Source organism: Flavobacterium fluviatile (assembly GCF_010645065.1).
In the GTDB taxonomy this organism is placed as follows: Bacteria; Bacteroidota; Bacteroidia; order Flavobacteriales; family Flavobacteriaceae; genus Flavobacterium; species Flavobacterium fluviatile.
Genome location: NZ_JAADZW010000016.1, coordinates 1 through 17,722 on the forward strand (window position 1 = coordinate 1; position 17,722 = coordinate 17,722).

Sequence of the window (17,722 nt, forward strand, 5' to 3'; positions counted from 1 at the left end):
ACCGGCGAGGACCAATACGTAAAATCGTAACGCTTCATCGGCTGAGAAGATCGCTTGTAGATGATTGATCCAGAGTTGATCGCATTTGTTGTCTGAATTAAACTGGCATTGTTTTCGAATGTCAAAGAACCACCATTAACTGTTACTTCATTGGTTATGGTTAATGTTCTTCCTGAGTTTACAACAACACTTCCTGAGTTTACAGTACAGCTACACGCCGATATATCACTTGTTAGTGTATAATTGCCTTCAAATACAATGCTATCATCTGCTGTTGGCAACGTAGTATTATTAGTTTTAGACCATTTTGTACCGTCCCACGTATTCGCTGCTCTGGTAATAGTAACGACCAATGGATCAGAAGTACAATTACCTTCTCTATATGTAAAAGAATAACTACCGGCAGCTAAATTTGAAATAGTAATACTTGCTCCTGTTCCGGTAATAGTAGCATTGGAAGTACCCGTTCTGTATAAAGTCCAATTACCAGTAGGTAATCCGTTTAATACAACGCTACCCGTAGAACCCGTACAACTCGTATTTATTACAACACCATTAGTTGGAGGGGAAAAAGCCTGAAATCTAATTCTGGATGGAATTGATGTCTTTGTACAGCCATTAGAACTTTGCAGTACAACCTGATAAGTTCTAAAAGCTCCCGGGAAAGCAGTGGGTGAATAGGAGATTTGTCCTGCAGTACCAGCAATATCCTGCCAATCTGAATTATCAGCATTATCACTATATTGCCATTTTAAAACCAATGAAGCATCTGGATAGGCAATTGTATTTCCGGCAATACTATGCAGGGTCAATGTTGGCAAAGCATCTCCTTTGCAGAGATTTTCTCTTCCTCCGTTTACCTGTCCTCTATCTACTACTTGTACATTTGTTGTATAAGTTGCTGGTGAAGCACCACTACAGCCATTCGAATTATTATAATTAACTGTAACGGTTTTAGAACCAGCAGTTAACCACTCAATTACAATATCATGATTCGTACTTGTACCTCTAGCGATTAGTCTGTAATCTGTATTAAGAACTCCTGAAACGGTCCACACATAATTCGATTGTCCAGATTGCGTAGCATAAGTTATATGTGTATCGGCACATGTCTGAGCCTGAGCAGCGGTTGTAAATGTTGGTGTTGGTGTTGGATTAACCGTTACTGTTGCAGAACCTGACAAACTAGTAAGACAACTTGTAACCGACTGATAAGCGGCACTAACCAAATTATAAGTAAAAGTTCCCGAGGCGCCGGTTGGGACACTAACAGTTGCTGTAGCGTTTGCACCCACATTTATTGTGGAATTTGCACCTCCGTTAATATTATAAGTAACCGTTATGGGACTATCCTCAGAATTTGAGAAAGTTATAACAGGCGAAGCTGCATTTCTGCAAACAGCTGTTGTTCCACTTATTGTAGCCTTAGGAACATCGAGTGTTTTTATCTGAATATAGTTAGAATTTACGCTTGAAGAACAACTGTTATATGCTCTTAATCGATAAAAATAAGTAGTTTTTTTATCTAATCCGGTAACATTATAAGAACTTACAAGTCCAATATCTAAACCGTTATAAGCAGGAAGAATACCTGAAAAATTATTAACTGTTGATACGTCTAAATAATAGCCTGTTGCATTAGAAGCTGCTGTCCAATTGGCTAGAAAACTAGAACAAGTAACATCTGTCGCAGCAGTAGCAGCTGGAGTTCCCGGAAGAGAATTTACTGTTACTAATTGAGAAGCACAAGTTGTTGTATTGCAAGTCCCGCTATATCTCACATAATAAGTTGTATTAGATGTTGGAGAAACCGTAATACTATTTCCGGTTCCTGCTGATGTCCCTCCACAAGACCCTGTAAACCATTGTACGGTTGCTCCCGTCCCTAATGTCCCTCCATTAACTGTAAGCGTTGTAGAGCCTCCGTTACAAATTGTAGTAGTTCCGGTTATTCCTGTTGGGGCTACTGAAGGAAAATTTACTGTTACTGTTGTTGATGCACATGTAGTGGTGTTGCATGTACCTTCATATCTTACATAATAATTTGTAGTTGTTGTTGGCGATACACTAATACTATTTCCTGTGCCAACCAAAGTTCCTCCACAAGAACCTGAATACCATCGGGCTGTTGCTCCTGATCCTGATGTTCCTCCGGTTAGTGTAAGTGTAGTAGAGTTTCCATTACAAATTGTAGTAGTTCCGGATATTCCTGTTGGGGCTACTGATAGTGAGTTAGGAGTAATATTTCCAGTTGTTGACGTAGAACTTGTACCACAAGCATTAGTAGCTGTTACAGAAACTGTCCCAACTCCTGAACCAATTGTAATAGCTGCTGAAGTAGTTGTACCTCCTGCTGTTATTGCCCAGCCTGTTCCTGTTACAGACCAGCTATAAGATGTAGCACCGGTTACAGCTACTATACTAAAAATGTTTCCAGTTGAACCAGCACATTTATTTATTGGTTGTGTTATTGTCCCTGGTGTTGCAGGAGCTGAATTACTTACTGTAATAGCATAATTGGCAGAAACAATTCCGTTTCCACAACTATTAACGCCATAAACAGTCAAATTACCAGAAGTAGCGTTTGAAGCAAATGTTATTGTAGGTGTATTTGTTGTTCCTGTAATTGTTGCCCCTGTTCCCGAATAGCTCCATATATAAGATGTAGCATTAGCAATTACAGGAACTGAATAACTTACATTTGTTTGTCCTTGACATACACTTGATGCCCCAGTAATTGTTCCTGCTGCTGCCGGAAGCGAATTTACAATAACTGTATTAGTTGCTGGTGGCCCTGAACAGGCACCTGAATAATTAACCGTAACCGTTTTTGAACCCGATGTTAACCATTTTAGCGTTACGGAATTAGTTGTTGTAGAACCTGCAGAAATTGTATAATCTGTGCCTAATGTACCCGGAATTGTCCAAACATAATTACTTTTGCCAGATTGTGTTGTGTAAGTAACATCAACATTAGTACAAACAGGTGATGACGGAAATGTAGTAAAAGTCGCTCCGTCAATAGTTAATGATCTGGAGGTTGAAGTACCACAACCATTATAGGTAGTAAAAACAACTAGAACAGTTCCAGCACTAACTCCGGTTACAACACCAGCTTGCGTTATCGTAGCACTACCTGTTTGATTAAATATTGACCAAGTACCTGTTGAAGGCCAGGTATTGGGATCTTTTGTAAATGTAGTCGTCCCACCAACACAAATTGAAGAAGCTCCCCCACCAATTGTTCCAGGATTCGATGAATTGTTTCCTTTTTCAGTAAAACTAACAACATTTGAATATCCTCCAATTCCACAACTTGTACTGGCTCTTAATCTATAGTAATAAACTCCTCCACGTGCCAATCCTGTTATAGTATGAGAATTAACATTCCCTACATATAAGTTTTGATATCCTGAAACATAATTTGTAAATGCATTGTCAATTGCCACGTCTAAATAATACCCATCAACCTGATTACCACTCACATTATAAACACCATTCCATTGGGCTACCCAATCATTACAACTGGCAGAACCGGAAGTGGCTACAGGAGATGCAATAGTCATAGTAGTAAAATTACTAACTGAAGAGTTACCACTTAAACCACAAGCTTCTAAACGACGAACCCTAAAATAATAAGTTGTATTTGGTGATAAACCGGATAAAGTTAGACTATTTACGTTTCCAACATCAAGATTATTATATGCTGGAAGAATACTACCCACAGAAAATGTATTATTAGTTGCTACATCCAAATAAAATTTTGTTGCAGACCCATCCCATCTTATTGTGGAGGTACACCAATTAACATTATCTGATCTAGGATTTGTTGGAACAGCCACAGACAAAGTAGTAAAAGTACCTGTAGAAGAATAACTACTATACCCTGAAGAATCCCATGCTCTGAGTCTAAAATAATAAGTGATGCCAGGATTTAAACCTGTTAAGTTTACACTACTTACATTCCCTAAATCTTTATTATCATAAGCAGAAACAATAGTTCCGGATGCAAATGTATTTGCAGTTGCAACATCTATATAAAATTTAGTTGCAGATCCATCCCACCTCGCTGTATAACCACTACAAGTGGCATTATCCCCTCTAATATTAGTTGGTGCTGAGGGTGCAAAATAATCTGATGAACCTGACATTGTCCCTTTCCACTTCACTCCTGTTACATTGCTGCTAATTGTATATCCAAAAATGAAATTCTGAAAGAGACCCACAAACAGAATAAGTAAAATTTTCTTCATAAAAAATTTTTTAAATCTTATAAATAGTAGTTTTTAAAAACTATATTTTGTTGATTTATTTCCTAACATTACTACCTGATTCTCAGTAGCATCAAAAACCGAATTATTCTTCGAATTTTGTTTCCATTATACCTACGTAAAAATCCGTAGGAAGGATTTAATTTTGTAATCTTTTTGAACTCATATATCATACAAAATTAGCTTGTAAAATCAGGTTTTTAATGAAATTTCAGACCTTTTAGATAAAATGCAGTATTAGTCGATGAGTGACATAATTTGATTTAATAAAAGTAAGAATCAGAAGTATTTACTTACAATTAAGATTAAGAAAATTAAATTAAAAAATAAGTTTATTACTACATAAAAAAACACAAAACATCTGATTTTCAATATTCAATGTTTTTTATTAAGAAAGTAAATTTCCAAAAAAATCAAAAATGTTGATTTTGTAAAAAAGCTTAAGCGTTTTTTAACTTTTGCTCATTTCTAATTTAAAAAATACGGTCGTACATTTGAAAAATAATACCACTTTAAAAATGAAATACACAACTTTACCCAATACCGATATCAAAGTGAGCAAAATCTGTCTGGGAACCATGACCTTTGGACAGCAGAATACAGAAGCAGAAGGACACCTGCAAATGGATTATGCTTTTGAAAATGGCGTCAATTTTTTTGATACGGCAGAAATGTATTCTGTTCCGGCAAATGAAGCCACTTACGGCAGTACAGAAAAAATTATCGGAACCTGGTTTAAGAAATCAGGCAACAGGGACAAAATTGTTTTAGCATCTAAAATTGCAGGACCAAACCCCAATTTTGGATACATGCGCGAGAACTTAGATTTCTCTCCTGCAAGTGTCAAATATGCTTTAGAAAACAGCTTAAAACGTCTTCAGACTGATTATATCGATTTGTATCAGCTGCATTGGCCGGAACGCAAAACCAATTCTTTTGGACAACGCGGATTTAAAGTTCAGGATGAAACCTGGGAGGATAATTTCAGGGAAGTTCTTGAAACTTTTGATGGTCTGATCAAAGAAGGCAAAATAAAACATATTGGTGTTTCTAACGAAAATGCGTGGGGAATGATGCGTTTTCTGGAAGAAAGCAAATACCAAAATTTACCCAGAATTAAAACGATTCAAAATCCGTATAATTTATTAAACCGTCTTTTCGAGGTTGGTTCTGCCGAAGTTTCTATACATGAAAATGTGGGATTGCTGGCTTATTCGCCCTTAGCTTTTGGCGTTTTATCAGGTAAGTTCTTAACCGGAGAACCTCACCCAAAAGCCAGAATCAATCTTTTTCCTCAATACAAACGTTACAACAGCGATCAAAGCACTCAGGCAACCCGTTTGTATCAGCAAATTGCCCAGAAACACGGATTGACTTTAACCGAACTGGCCTTAGGTTTTGTACTACAACAGCCTTTTTTAACAAGTGCTATTATTGGCGCTACGACATTAGATCAGTTAAAAGAAAACATAGCCACTATTGACGTAACGCTGTCAAAAGAAATCTTAGCAGAGATTGAAGAAGTTCAGAATATTATTCCGGATCCGGCTCCGTAATACAAGTGCCATACTTAGCGAAGTTGAAAATTTGCGAATAAAAAAAGGCTTCGACTCCGCTCAGCCTGACAAAAAACAAAATACAAATCCCGATAACCATAAGTCATCGGGATTTATTTTATAATTACTTTAACCCGTTGGGTGAAATTGATTAAAAAAATTGATTTGCTTATAAAAAGTATAAAATCGGGAGTAAAACATCATTTATAACTTAAGGAATTGATGTCATCCTGAGCGTAGTCGAAGGCTTTTGAACACGAAAGGGCTTCGACTAAGTTTATCCTGAGCGAAGCCGAATGGACTCAGCCTGACACTTATTTTTAATTTCACCCAATGGGTTACTTTAATAATAAACAACCAAAATGATTTTCTTTTTTGAACTGTCAATGAGTTTTTCGATAACTCCAAAAAACTTTTCATTCACCATTGGGCAGCCAAGACTGTTGCAGATAGGATACACTTGTTCTTCAAAAGGAACATCAAAATATTTGTGCAGAACTATATTCCGGTCAAAAGCCTTACTATTTGTTTTGTCTAAACCATATAATTTATAAGCTTTTCCAAAACTTCCTGAGTAAGAACTTCCAATTGCATATTTACCTAAGGAACTGCAGTTAGAATTTTTCACATTACTAAAGGTTAGTTTTCCCCGAATTCCTGTTTCTGAACCGGAACCATGAGCCACCAAACCTTTGGAGGTTATTTCATTAGACTTTAAATCGTAAACAAAAAACCGGTTTTTTCCTGATTCAATCTTCATATCTAAAAAGAAGGCAACATCTGAATTATATTTAGGAGATTTCCCCAAAAATCTCCTTATAACAGCTACCTCACTTTTTAATTTCTCTTCGAAGGAATAAACCGATTTTGTATTTATAGTTTTTAAAGTCTTTTCCTTGTCTTTTCTGCATGCAAAACTTGCGCCAAAAATTCCAATTAAAAGCAAAATCAAAATATTCTTTTTCATATTTTACAGATTGGCTTTTGGATACTTCTTATTTTTCAACTGTATAACCTTTCACCTGAGCAAAACCCAGTATCGAGGTATTGATAGCATTCCCTAAATCATCCTGTTTTTTGGTTTTCTTAGACTCTGCATCTATGTATTCCTGACGTTTTTTGGCTAAGACAGCAATTTCTTTTTGGATTGTTTCTCTTTCTTTTGTTTTCTGAGCTACAAAATTTTTTATTTCTTCCGCCGATTTGTTTTGAAGTTCTTCCGGTAATTCTTCTTTCTTAATTTTAGAAATTGCAGCTGCATCATCTTTTACTTTATCAACCAGATCCCAGCTTTCGTTTTTATAAACTGCTTTTGATTTGCTCACGGCACGTTCCGTATAATTTGCAGCCGAAACTTTTTTTGCATTTTGATCCTGCAGATTTTGGTTCCTTTTTTTCTCATAGCCTTTTGAACCATAATTAATGTAAGTTTTATTGATCTTTTCATCACATTTTGAAATCTCATCATCATACGGGGTAGCGATGTACCTTACAGACTCATTAGAATCAATGTTAAAATATTTGCCTTTTCCATAATCTGCACCATTTTTCCAATAGGTGTTAATGCCTTCTGTTTTGTCTCCACAAAAAATAGTATTGACATAAATATCTCTTTTTAAAGCATCACTAATGGCTTCTTTATAATTGATTCCACCCTGATCAAAGCCTTCATTTCCGGCGATGTAAATGAGCTTCATATTACTCTTTTCTCTCGCCCATGTTAATTGTTTGGTGGCATCCTGAATTACAGCTCCGCAATATTCATTGCCGCCATTGGTTCTTAAAGCAAATAACTTTTCTGAAATTAAATCCAAATCTGTCGAAAGCGGTGTTATTTGTCGGATATAATTGGATTGCTTCGATAGTCCGTCATTGCCATATTCATACAAAGCAATTTCAATATCCGGCGCTTTTCCTTCATATTTTAATGTTGTTAATGTATTGACGATGTTCCAGAGCCTTGATTTCGCCTGATCGATTAATCCATCCATACTGCTGGAAGTATCCAATAAAAGGGCAACTTGTATTTTTGCATTTTCTGTTGAAGCCGGTCTTTCAATCCCGGTATTTTTTTTTGGATTCGCATTTGATGCATTACAGCTTACTAAGCTTATTATTGCTGCCAAAAGTGTCGAAATAAATAAGTTTGATTTCATGGTTTTGTGATTTTAAAGGTTGATTACAGATCAAACTTAAAAACTTAAAATCCTCGTTTTTTGAAGAAATGGTGAAACGATATTCTGACTTGGTGAAACCAGTTGTAAAAGGAGTTTAAAATACTTTACTTTACAATATTAACTGAAACCTTTGCGGTTTTGTTAAAAAGTAAAGAATGCGAAAAATAATTATTACATCTTTATACATTTTACTGCTGATTCCTTTTGGAATGACTGCACAGGATTCCCTTGCCAAAAAGAAAGCGGCACCATCAGGCAAAATCAGCAAAGTGGCGAGCAAACTGGAAAAATCACTTGATGTTAATGATGAGAGTCAAATTGCACGAAATTATGAAAGTCTTGCTAACGAATTTCTAAATAAAGGGGATAATACCAAAGCAGAGGAATATTTTAAAAAAGCTTTAAACAGTTATACAAAGCTAAAACTTACTGAAGATAAAAGCCGTGTTACAAGAAGTCTCGCCAAAGTACAGGAAGATCAAAAAAACTTTAAATCGGCAATTAAAAATTACGAAGTCGCTGGTTCATTGGCAAAAGATGCTTCTGAAGAAAAAATCAATTTAAATGATGCAAATCGTTTACGTAATAGCGCAAATCCCGCCAGTCAGACCGATTACGTCGATTCTAATATTGAATTGCTGAAAAAAGAAAAGAAAAGCAAGGAAGTTACGGAAGCTTATGTTCAGAAAGCGAAGAATTCATTAGACCTGAAAGATAAAAAGGTTGCCATAGAAAGCTATAAAAAAGCCCTCGTGTATGCAAAAGACAAACCTGAATCTGTAATTAAAATCAAAAACGAAATAGCCAAAGTTTACGCATCAGATAATCAGTTTGAAAAAGCAATTGGCATCAACGAAAAGCTTTTGGCAGAAGCCGTAATTAAACAGGATTTTAATACCCAGATAAAGCAATTACAATCGCTGGCTTCTCTTTATTTTAAAAAAGAAGAACCCCAAAAAGCAATTACTTCCCTGAAAGAAGCTTATGATTTAGCTTCCCGTAAAGGAAATTCGGCGGAAGCAAAAAAAACATTATCCGAGCTGGTACAATATTATAAAGCTGAAGGAAATGAAAAAGAAAGCATGGCGCTTTATGAAGGGTTTCTTAAAAATTTCGATCAGTTAATTCAGTCTGACACTACCTTAATTAATACTAAAAAATTCCAGATTACAGAGGGCAAAATTCGGCAATTAGAAAAAGAAAAATTTCTTAAAGATGAATTAATCACAAAGAAAAACACCTTCAATTATTTTTTAATAGGATCTGTTATGTTACTTTTGGTCCTGTTTCTTTTTATTGTAAAATCACTCTATTCCATCAAAACAAAAAACAAAGAAATCGCATTGCAGTCGTTACGACGTGAAATGAATCCTCACTTTATTTTTAATAGTCTAAATAGTGTGAACCAGTTTATTTCTGAAAACAAGGAACTCGAAGCCAATAAATATCTGACTTCCTACTCTACCCTGATGCGTGATATGATGGAAAACTCCAATAAAGATTTCATTATACTGGATAAAGAAGTCGAGCAGTTAAAAAAATATTTAGACTTAGAACATTTGCGTTTTCAGGATAAATTTGATTTTGAAATTACGGTCGATAAAAATCTTGATGCCGAAACAGTTTTTGTACCCAATATGATTATTCAGCCACATCTCGAAAATGCGATTTGGCATGGCTTGCGCTATCTCGATAAAAAAGGGTTTTTACACCTCAAGTTTCAATTGAATGACGGAAAAGTAAAAGTAAGTATTGAAGACAACGGAATTGGTTTAACAAGAAGCGGGGAACTCAAAACAAGCAATCAGAAAGTACATGAATCACGAGGCCTCAACAATACCAAAGAACGAATTGCTTTGCTGAATGAATTGTATAAAAAGAACATTTCGTTTGCAATCAAAGAAAAAGAATTGCCGGAATCCGGAACTGTAGTCGAAATCATTTTTCCATTAATCGATACGATATGATGACTTTTCAAAAAATAAAAAGTGTAATTGTCGAAGATGAACTGGCAGCACGCGAAGTGCTCAAAAATTACCTGAGCAAATATTGTCCGCAGGTAGAAGTGGCTGGGGAAGCACAGCATATAAAAGAAGCGGTTCCGTTGTTACATGAAATTCGGCCACAATTGGTTTTTCTGGATGTCGAAATGCCTTTCGGGAATGCTTTTGATGTTCTGGAAGCCTGCAAAGATCTGCAATTCGAAACCATATTTGTAACGGCCTTTTCGGAATATTCCCTAAAAGCACTAAATCAAAGTGCTGCTTATTATTTGCTAAAGCCCATTTCTATTGAAGAATTAATTGTGGCTGTAAACAAGGTACATCATCAAATTATGAATCATGAAATCTTCAACAGAAATAAAATCATCGTCGAGAATTTCCATGAATCCAAACCCGAGAAACAACAGGTAATACTGCCAACACTGGAAGGTTTTGAGGTAGTTAAAATGGAAGAAATCGTCCGCCTCCGCGGTAACGGTAACTTCACCGATTTGTATTTGAATAACGGCAGTAAAAAAATGGTCTGCCGGTTTTTAAAACACTTTTCAGAAATTTTGCCATTGCCTTTTATTCGCGTTCACAAATCACATATCATCAATATCAATTGTGTAAAATCGTATAACAAAGGCGGTATTATTACGCTTAACGACGGTTCTGAAATTGAAGTCTCGCCAACTTATAAAGATGATTTTTTGAAGAATTTTAAGTGATTTTTAAAGCAAAACACAAAGTTTTAAACCCAATCTTGACATTTCAACCGGAGGGAGAAATCACACCAGAAACTCCATAAAGTATGGTTCCAATCTTTGTCGAATCCCGAGTGTGATTTACTTCGTCTGTCGCTATCGCTCGAGTCTCCCAAAAGGTCGAAATGACAAACTATATCATTGTTTTTTTAAATTTTACAAATCAAACTCATCATTTATCGACAAAGAATCAACCGGAACAGCTGTAGAATCAGGAGCTTTAATTCGCAATAACGAACGCGCATTTCCGGATATGTAAACCGGCAGCTGTCCAAGTGTATCTTCCGGAATCAAAAGACCACGACGGAACATTAAGTTCTTTAAGAATTTTTGATTTTGCAAGGCATAATCTTTCAGATTCCCCTCGTCATTAAACTGATACATAAATTTTCGGGGCTTCGGAATAATAGTTGCCAGATACAAACATTCATCAACATTTAAATCCGAAGGGCTTTTCTGGAAATAAAACTGGCTTGCTTCGCCAATTCCGTACACATTAGGTCCCCATTCAATAATGTTGAAATACACTTCCAGCATTCTTTGCTTGCTTACGATTCGGTTGTTTTCTAAAATATAGACCAACAGAATTTCTTCCAGCTTGCGCGAAAGTGTCTTTTCACGTGTCAGGAAAACATTTTTGATCAATTGCATGCTAATGGTACTGGCGCCACGAGAGAATTTTTTGGTTCTGATGTTTTTTAGAATCGATTGTTTGAAAGCTTCATTGATAAATCCGCGATGCGAAAAGAAAGAAGGGTCTTCGGTAGTCAATACACATTTTTGCAAATAAGGCGAAATCTGATCCAAAGGAGTATAATTCGGATTTGCAGTCCCTACTAAAACCGGACGCTGCAACACGTTCTGAATAATGGCACGATACACAAATTCACCATTTAGTTTATTCAGGTTAGCTTCTCCGTATTTCGTTATTCTAAGATTCTCTTTATTTAATTTACTATCGAAAACTAAAGTATTTGGTTTGTTTTTATTGAATTTAAAATCCAGCTTATAATTAAAATTACCGGTCGCTTCCATACCCTGAAAATGGGTAAACAACCCACCAGGCAATGAAACGATAAAATCCTGCGCCTTCATTTTAGGGATTTCCACTTTCAATGTATAAACCGTATCCGATTCTGTATTATACGAAACATACGGCTTCACTTTTATTTTGTTGAGCTGCATCGTTGAAGTGCTGTCAATCGAAATAAAATCGGAACCCAATAAAAAGCGATAATCGAATCGTGCATTTTTTATTACTACATCTTTACTGGCAATCTTTGGATGGTTAATTTTTAAATTGGTGATAGAAGTATAACCGTCAATATGCAATTCGCTTCCGTCTTTATCAATATTGGCAACGTTTAAACGTATCGAGTCAAAACTTGCTTTCAGATTATAACGTTCATCCAAATAAGGAACCCTGATTGCCCCGGTATCCAGATTGAAAAACCGAATATCAGCTTTTTTATTTCTCGGATCGGCAAATCCTTTTATGTTCCAGCGCTGATCAAAATTTTTGCTTTGAACATGTAAATTTGTGGTAAGCTGTTTGTTTGCCAAAACCAGTTTACTAACAGCAATAGTTGCTTTTTTACCATTGTCATCGATTTTGAAATTAAGGTTTTGCAATTTCATATCGGTCGGAACCAAATTCAGCAATTTTGAAATAATACGATAAGCAAAATCAGCGTATTTACGTTTTTCATCTGATTTTTCTTCAGTATCATTCTTTTTCAGAAAGGCATCAAAATTTCTGATTTTTCCTTTTTTAACGAATTGAATATACCCCTTATCAACTTTTAAACTTCCCACCTGAACATCACCAACCAAAAGATTAGAAAGATTAATACTCGTTTCTATGTTTTTGATATTGAAAAGGGTATCAGCATTTTTTGGTACCAGAATCACATCGGTTAATTTAATTCCTGAGAAGCCATCAAAAGAAGCTTCCTTAATAGAAAAATCACTATTATAATCGACTGCCATTTTATGAGTTACTTTCGCAATAGCCTGTTTTAAAAGCGAATTTCGAAAAGAGTAAAGCGCAATACAGAGCAGTATAAATATTAAGATAAGTATTTTTAAGGCTTTGAATATTTTTTGTTTTGGAAATTGCATAAAGAAATTTATAAAAATTAACCAAACAGGATACTTGCCACATCTTCAATTTTGGCCACGAGTTCAATTTTGATACCCGTATTTTTCAGGGCAATTTTATTGTATTTGGACACAAAGATAGTGTTGAAACCTAATTTTTCGGCTTCCTGAATACGCTGATCTACACGGTTAACAGGCCGAATTTCTCCTGAGAGACCTACTTCTCCGGCAAAACAAAAACCTTTTGTAACCGGAATATCCTCGTTGGATGATAAAATAGCAGCCACAACAGCCAGATCAATAGCAGGATCATCCACCGAAATTCCGCCTGTAACATTAAGAAAAACATCTTTTGCGCCAAGGCGGAATCCGGCTCTTTTTTCTAAAACGGCCAGAATCATGTTGAGCCTTTTGGCATTGTAACCTGTTGTACTTCGCTGTGGAGTTCCGTAAACAGCTGTACTAACGAGGGACTGTATTTCAATCATCAACGGGCGCATACCTTCCATCGTTGTGGCAATCGCAGTTCCGGACATCTCTTCATCTTTGTGCGAAATCAATATTTCAGACGGATTGCTTACTTCACGTAAACCGCTTCCTAACATTTCGTAAATACCTAATTCGGCTGTTGATCCAAAACGGTTTTTTAGCGAACGTAAAATTCGGTAAACATGATTTCTGTCTCCTTCAAACTGCAAAACGGTATCGACCATATGTTCCAGGATTTTTGGTCCGGCAATGTTTCCGTCCTTAGTAATATGCCCAATTAAAATAACAGGAATACTGGTTTCTTTTGCAAATTTTATAAGTTCTGCAGTAGTTTCCCTAATCTGCGAAATACTTCCGGCAGTTGATTCGATATAATCAGTATGAAGGGTCTGAATGGAATCAATAATTACGATTTCAGGCTGAATCGCTTCAATCTGTTTGAATATATTTTGTGTTTTGGTTTCCGTCAGAATATAGCAATTGTCACTGTCTGGAGTAATTCTTTCGGCACGCATTTTAATTTGTTTCTGGCTTTCTTCTCCGGAAACATAAAGGGTTTTATAAGGTAATTTTAACGAAATCTGCAGCAAAAGTGTGCTTTTACCAATGCCGGGCTCTCCTCCTAAAAGTGTTAAAGATCCGGGAACAATTCCACCACCTAAAACACGGTTTAATTCACCGTCAGTAGTATCCATCCGAATTTCCTGAGCCGAATCGATTTCTTTAATTTTTAATGGCCGTGGTGCTTTACCTGCTGGGACAGGTTCACTTTTCCACGCTACTTTTTCCTGTTTCTGAATAATCTCTTCGGCAATAGTATTCCATTCTTTACAGGCATTGCACTGTCCTTGCCATTTGGCATATTGTGTTCCGCAATTCTGGCAAAAAAAGGAAGTTTTAACTTTAGACATTATTTTGTTTTTTTTGCAAGCGTATTCATTTCATCAATTTTCTCGTACATCATATCTTTTGTCAATTCGCCAATAGGCTCCATTTGTGAAGCATTCTGATATCTTTTGGATGCTCTTTTAGGTTCACCCATTTTTTCATGCATCAGACCCAGTTCATATTCGCCTAACATTGCTCTTGGATAATCAACATTTGCTATCTCAGCCATTTTCCCCAATTCATCGTAAGCATTATTTTTCAGGATAAGATTCTCAACAGCCTTAAAGTCATTCATCCTGACCGGAATATCAATTCCTAAAACTTCTGACATAATGTTATATTTATTTTCTAAATAATCTGCATAACCCGACTTAAGCACAGCGATTTTATCTTTAAACTCAGCAGAATTAATGGGCTTATAAACATCAAAAATATGATATAGGGCACTTGGAATCGAATGCAAAACTTCCGTATAATGGGTAGCGTTCTTAAACACATCATATTTGTAATGTACCAGCGGATTATTAGCAATTTTGATATTGCTGTCTAATTTTTCAATTGGTTCTTTTATCTTTTTTATATCTCCGTCACCTGCAGACAAGTAATAAAAAAAAGGCTCTTTAGCCTGAGCAAGTTTCTCCGGGATACGTATTTCCATTTTTGGTGCAAGCTCAGGGCTTAAACAAATATATCCGTTAAAAAGCGGCCTCTCTTTGTATAGATAAAAGTTTATAAAACTTGCTGTTATATCATGACCTGCAATAATTTTGAAAGGTGCAGTACGGTATTTTTTTTCAATGTATGGAAGTAATTCTCCACCGACAAATTCAAAAAACTCTGCTCCTTTTTCAAACGGCACTCCTACATTTTGGTCGATAGTAGAATCATCAAAACGTTCTCCATCATGGTTCTGATGAATTCCTATAATAATCATTTCAGGTAAATCATCCCAATAAACGCCATAATTTATTGCCCCTAAAAAAGGATCGAATAAATAATCGCCATCCAGCAAATATAAAACGGGATATTTTTTAGTTGGATTGGTTTCATAGGAAGCAGGAAGACCAATAGTTATTCTTCTGTCTGTACCAAGTTTTTCGGATTTAATATTTTCAAATGTTTTTTGCGCAAAAGCAGAAACAGAAATCAATAAAGCAAAATATAAACAAACTTTTTTCATGATTGGGGAAGATTAAAAAGTATTAGAAATAAGATGGCAATATAGCATTTTATTTGCTTTTTGTTTAAGAGAGTTTTTAAAAAGCAGCGAAATTTAAGACAAAAAAATTTCCTGTTTGTTCAAAATGAATTTGACAAACGATCAGGAATCTATAAAACTTAAGAAATTTAGGTTAGCGAATTATCATTTTCATTCGGAAAAACAATCCATGGTTTAAAGGTTTTAGCTTCCTCAAATTCCAGGGTTGCATATGAAATAATAATAATGATATCGTCTTTTTGAACTTTTCTTGCTGCAGGTCCATTCAGGGTAATTTCGCCTGAATTTCTCTCGCCTTTTATAGCATAAGTTTCAAAACGTTCACCGTTATTAATGTTTACAATAGATACTTTTTCTCCTTCAATGATATTTGAGGCGTCCAGTAAAGTTTCATCGATAGTGATACTGCCAATATAATTTAAATCAGCTCCGGTTACTTTAACACGATGAATTTTTGATTTTATAACTTGAATTTGCATGTTGCAAAGGTAAATTAATTTAATGAAATGGTATCAATCAGCCTTATAGAATTAACAAATACCGCTATAAAGGCGCGGTATTTTTTGTCATCAATTTTATGCTCAATTGGTAATAATGTTGATTCGTCAGCAATTACAAAATATTCCAGATCAAATCTTTCATTATCCCTAAAGGCATTTTCTACAAATTCTATAGTTTCATTAGGGCTTTTTGTCCTGAATACTTCTTTAGCTTCAGTTAAGGTTTTGTAGATAATCGCTGCTTCTTTTCGTTCATCGGAAGTTAAACGTTCATTACGCGAACTCATTGCCAACTGGTTTTCTTCTCTAAAAATAGGACAACCCACCACATGAACCGGTAAGTTATTTTTTTCGACCAGCTTTTTTACAATCTGCAGCTGCTGAAAATCTTTCTCTCCAAAATATGCATTTGTTGGTGCTACAATTTCAAATAACCGTTTAACAATGGTTCCGACACCATCAAAATGGCCGGGCCTGAATTTTCCTTCCATCTGGTTTTCTAAACCGTCAAAATCAAATGATTGTGATATTGTTTTTCCTTCATAAATATCATCCACAGAAGGAGCATATAAGATTATTTTATCACTTAAACCACGCATTTTTTTTATATCTTCTTCTAATGTGCGGGGGTATTTTTCTAAATCTTCAGGATTATTAAACTGTGTAGGATTAACAAAAATACTCACAACAGTATCATCATTTTCTTTAAGCGCGCGTTGCATTAAAGCAAGATGACCCTGATGCAAAGCGCCCATTGTTGGTACAAACCCTATAGTCGAATTTGATGTTTTGATAGTTTTCAAATAGGCTATCAGGGCTACTTTGCCGTAGAAAATATGCATGGCGGTATTATTAAAATTTAGTGCAAACATAATATATTAGTTATAAACTGCATAAATTTTTGTAATTTTGCATCGTTTTTATTACCAAAAATTAAGTAAAATACTATTATGAAAGATAAGAGGATATTATATGTATCATCTGAAGTCGTGCCTTATTTGGCGGAAAATGAGGTTTCATTAATGTCTTATGATGTGCCTAAAATGATTAATGATCAGGGCGGCCAGATAAGAATTTTCATGCCAAGATATGGAAACATTAACGAAAGAAGGCATCAATTGCACGAAGTGATCAGACTTTCAGGGATGAATTTGGTAGTGAACGACTTAGATATGCCATTGATTATCAAAGTAGCATCAATTCCTAAAGAAAGAATTCAGGTTTATTTTATCGATAATGATGAATACTTCAAACGCAAGGCAACTTTTGCTGATGAAGAGGGTGTGTTATACCCTGATAATGATGAAAGAGCCATCTTTTTTGCAAAAGGTGTAGTTGAAACTGTAAAAAAACTGAATTGGGTACCCGATATCATTCACGTTCATGGATGGCTTGCTGCTATGCTGCCAATTTACATGAAACATTATTATAAAAATGAAGCCTTGTTCTCTGAAACTAAAATTGTAACCTCTGTTTACGGACAATCTTTTGATGAAAATCTGGATATAGAAATGATCAACAAAATAAAATTTGACGGTGTCCCGCATGAGAGTGTTGCAGATTTAGAAACCCCAAACTACGAAAACATCCTAAAAGCGAGCATTTTACATTCTGATGCGGTAATAATTGCCTCAGAAAATGTATCCCCAAGTTTAACAAAATTTATAGAATCTTCAGGAAAACCTTTTTTACCTTTCGCCACGAAAGATGCATTCGCAGAAGCGTATACAAATTTCTACCGAACTATGGGGCTTTAAATTTTAACTTTATTAT

At 35.5% G+C, this 17,722-nt stretch carries 12 protein-coding genes; 4 read left to right on the forward strand and 8 right to left on the reverse strand.

The genetic code is table 11. The annotated features are described in order from the left end of the window. Positions 1 to 4,253, reverse strand: a 4,253-nt coding sequence (locus GXM17_RS14830) for an Ig-like domain-containing protein (protein ID WP_163400110.1), incomplete at its 3' end; no start/stop codon positions are given. Between the two features lie 536 nt (positions 4,254 to 4,789). On the opposite strand from GXM17_RS14830, the gene GXM17_RS14835 reads away from it, so the two are divergent. Continuing rightward, positions 4,790 to 5,827 (forward strand): aldo/keto reductase, encoded by a 1,038-nt coding sequence (locus tag GXM17_RS14835; RefSeq protein WP_163400111.1) that lies wholly within the window; start codon positions 4,790 to 4,792, stop codon positions 5,825 to 5,827. 343 nt (positions 5,828 to 6,170) lie between these two features. Here the strand turns inward: GXM17_RS14835 and GXM17_RS14840 are convergent, their stop codons facing one another. Continuing rightward, positions 6,171 to 6,794, reverse strand: a complete 624-nt coding sequence (locus GXM17_RS14840) for a murein L,D-transpeptidase catalytic domain-containing protein (RefSeq protein WP_163400112.1) — start codon at positions 6,792 to 6,794, stop codon at positions 6,171 to 6,173. A 28-nt stretch (positions 6,795 to 6,822) separates the two neighbouring features. Further along, positions 6,823 to 7,983, reverse strand: coding sequence for a vWA domain-containing protein (locus tag GXM17_RS14845; RefSeq protein ID WP_163400113.1), 1,161 nt, complete (start codon positions 7,981 to 7,983; stop codon positions 6,823 to 6,825). Between the two features lie 176 nt (positions 7,984 to 8,159). On the opposite strand from GXM17_RS14845, the gene GXM17_RS14850 reads away from it, so the two are divergent. Next, entirely contained in the window at positions 8,160 to 9,971 is a 1,812-nt protein-coding gene (locus GXM17_RS14850) for a tetratricopeptide repeat-containing sensor histidine kinase (protein ID WP_163400114.1), read from the forward strand. Next, positions 9,968 to 10,717: a LytR/AlgR family response regulator transcription factor gene (locus GXM17_RS14855; protein ID WP_163400115.1), complete on the forward strand. Its 750-nt coding sequence runs from the start codon at positions 9,968 to 9,970 to the stop codon at positions 10,715 to 10,717. The genes GXM17_RS14850 and GXM17_RS14855 overlap by 4 nt, the downstream gene beginning before the upstream one ends. Before the next feature lie 192 nt (positions 10,718 to 10,909). On the opposite strand, the gene GXM17_RS14860 is transcribed toward GXM17_RS14855, so the two are convergent. From GXM17_RS14860 to panC, 5 genes are all read right to left on the reverse strand, one after another. Continuing rightward, entirely contained in the window at positions 10,910 to 12,874 is a 1,965-nt protein-coding gene (locus GXM17_RS14860; RefSeq protein ID WP_163400116.1) for a biosynthetic peptidoglycan transglycosylase, read from the reverse strand. Positions 12,875 to 12,891: 17 nt separating this feature from the next. Beyond that, positions 12,892 to 14,253 (reverse strand): DNA repair protein RadA, encoded by a 1,362-nt coding sequence (gene radA, locus GXM17_RS14865; protein ID WP_163400117.1) that lies wholly within the window; start codon positions 14,251 to 14,253, stop codon positions 12,892 to 12,894. Further along, a complete protein-coding gene (locus tag GXM17_RS14870) occupies positions 14,253 to 15,410 on the reverse strand; it encodes an alpha/beta hydrolase (RefSeq protein WP_163400118.1) in 1,158 nt (385 codons plus the stop codon). Before GXM17_RS14870 ends, radA begins: the two co-directional genes overlap by 1 nt. Before the next feature lie 167 nt (positions 15,411 to 15,577). Next, positions 15,578 to 15,928 carry an aspartate 1-decarboxylase gene (panD, locus tag GXM17_RS14875; RefSeq protein ID WP_031456621.1) on the reverse strand — a complete coding sequence of 117 codons (351 nt, stop codon included), beginning with the start codon at positions 15,926 to 15,928 and terminating at the stop codon, positions 15,578 to 15,580. A 14-nt stretch (positions 15,929 to 15,942) separates the two neighbouring features. Continuing rightward, entirely contained in the window at positions 15,943 to 16,821 is an 879-nt protein-coding gene (panC, locus tag GXM17_RS14880) for a pantoate--beta-alanine ligase (protein ID WP_163400119.1), read from the reverse strand. A 78-nt stretch (positions 16,822 to 16,899) separates the two neighbouring features. Here panC and GXM17_RS14885 point away from each other — a divergent pair, with 78 nt between their 5' ends. Next, on the forward strand, positions 16,900 to 17,706 hold the full coding sequence (locus GXM17_RS14885; RefSeq protein ID WP_163400120.1) for a glycogen/starch synthase: 807 nt from the start codon (positions 16,900 to 16,902) through the stop codon (positions 17,704 to 17,706). Positions 17,707 to 17,722: the final 16 nt, after the last annotated feature.

Bases quoted from the DNA above. Each gene is read 5' to 3' on its own strand.
- GXM17_RS14840 (WP_163400112.1), bottom strand. From the start codon at position 6,794: ATGAAAAAGAATATTTTGATTTTGCTTTTAATTGGAATTTTTGGCGCA.
- GXM17_RS14885 (WP_163400120.1), top strand. From the start codon at position 16,900: ATGAAAGATAAGAGGATATTATATGTATCATCTGAAGTCGTGCCTTAT.
- GXM17_RS14835 (WP_163400111.1), top strand. From the start codon at position 4,790: ATGAAATACACAACTTTACCCAATACCGATATCAAAGTGAGCAAAATC.
- GXM17_RS14870 (WP_163400118.1), bottom strand. From the start codon at position 15,410: ATGAAAAAAGTTTGTTTATATTTTGCTTTATTGATTTCTGTTTCTGCT.
- GXM17_RS14845 (WP_163400113.1), bottom strand. From the start codon at position 7,983: ATGAAATCAAACTTATTTATTTCGACACTTTTGGCAGCAATAATAAGC.
- panD (WP_031456621.1), bottom strand. From the start codon at position 15,928: ATGCAAATTCAAGTTATAAAATCAAAAATTCATCGTGTTAAAGTAACC.
- radA (WP_163400117.1), bottom strand. From the start codon at position 14,253: ATGTCTAAAGTTAAAACTTCCTTTTTTTGCCAGAATTGCGGAACACAA.
- GXM17_RS14860 (WP_163400116.1), bottom strand. From the start codon at position 12,874: ATGCAATTTCCAAAACAAAAAATATTCAAAGCCTTAAAAATACTTATC.
- GXM17_RS14855 (WP_163400115.1), top strand. From the start codon at position 9,968: ATGATGACTTTTCAAAAAATAAAAAGTGTAATTGTCGAAGATGAACTG.
- panC (WP_163400119.1), bottom strand. From the start codon at position 16,821: ATGTTTGCACTAAATTTTAATAATACCGCCATGCATATTTTCTACGGC.
- GXM17_RS14850 (WP_163400114.1), top strand. From the start codon at position 8,160: ATGCGAAAAATAATTATTACATCTTTATACATTTTACTGCTGATTCCT.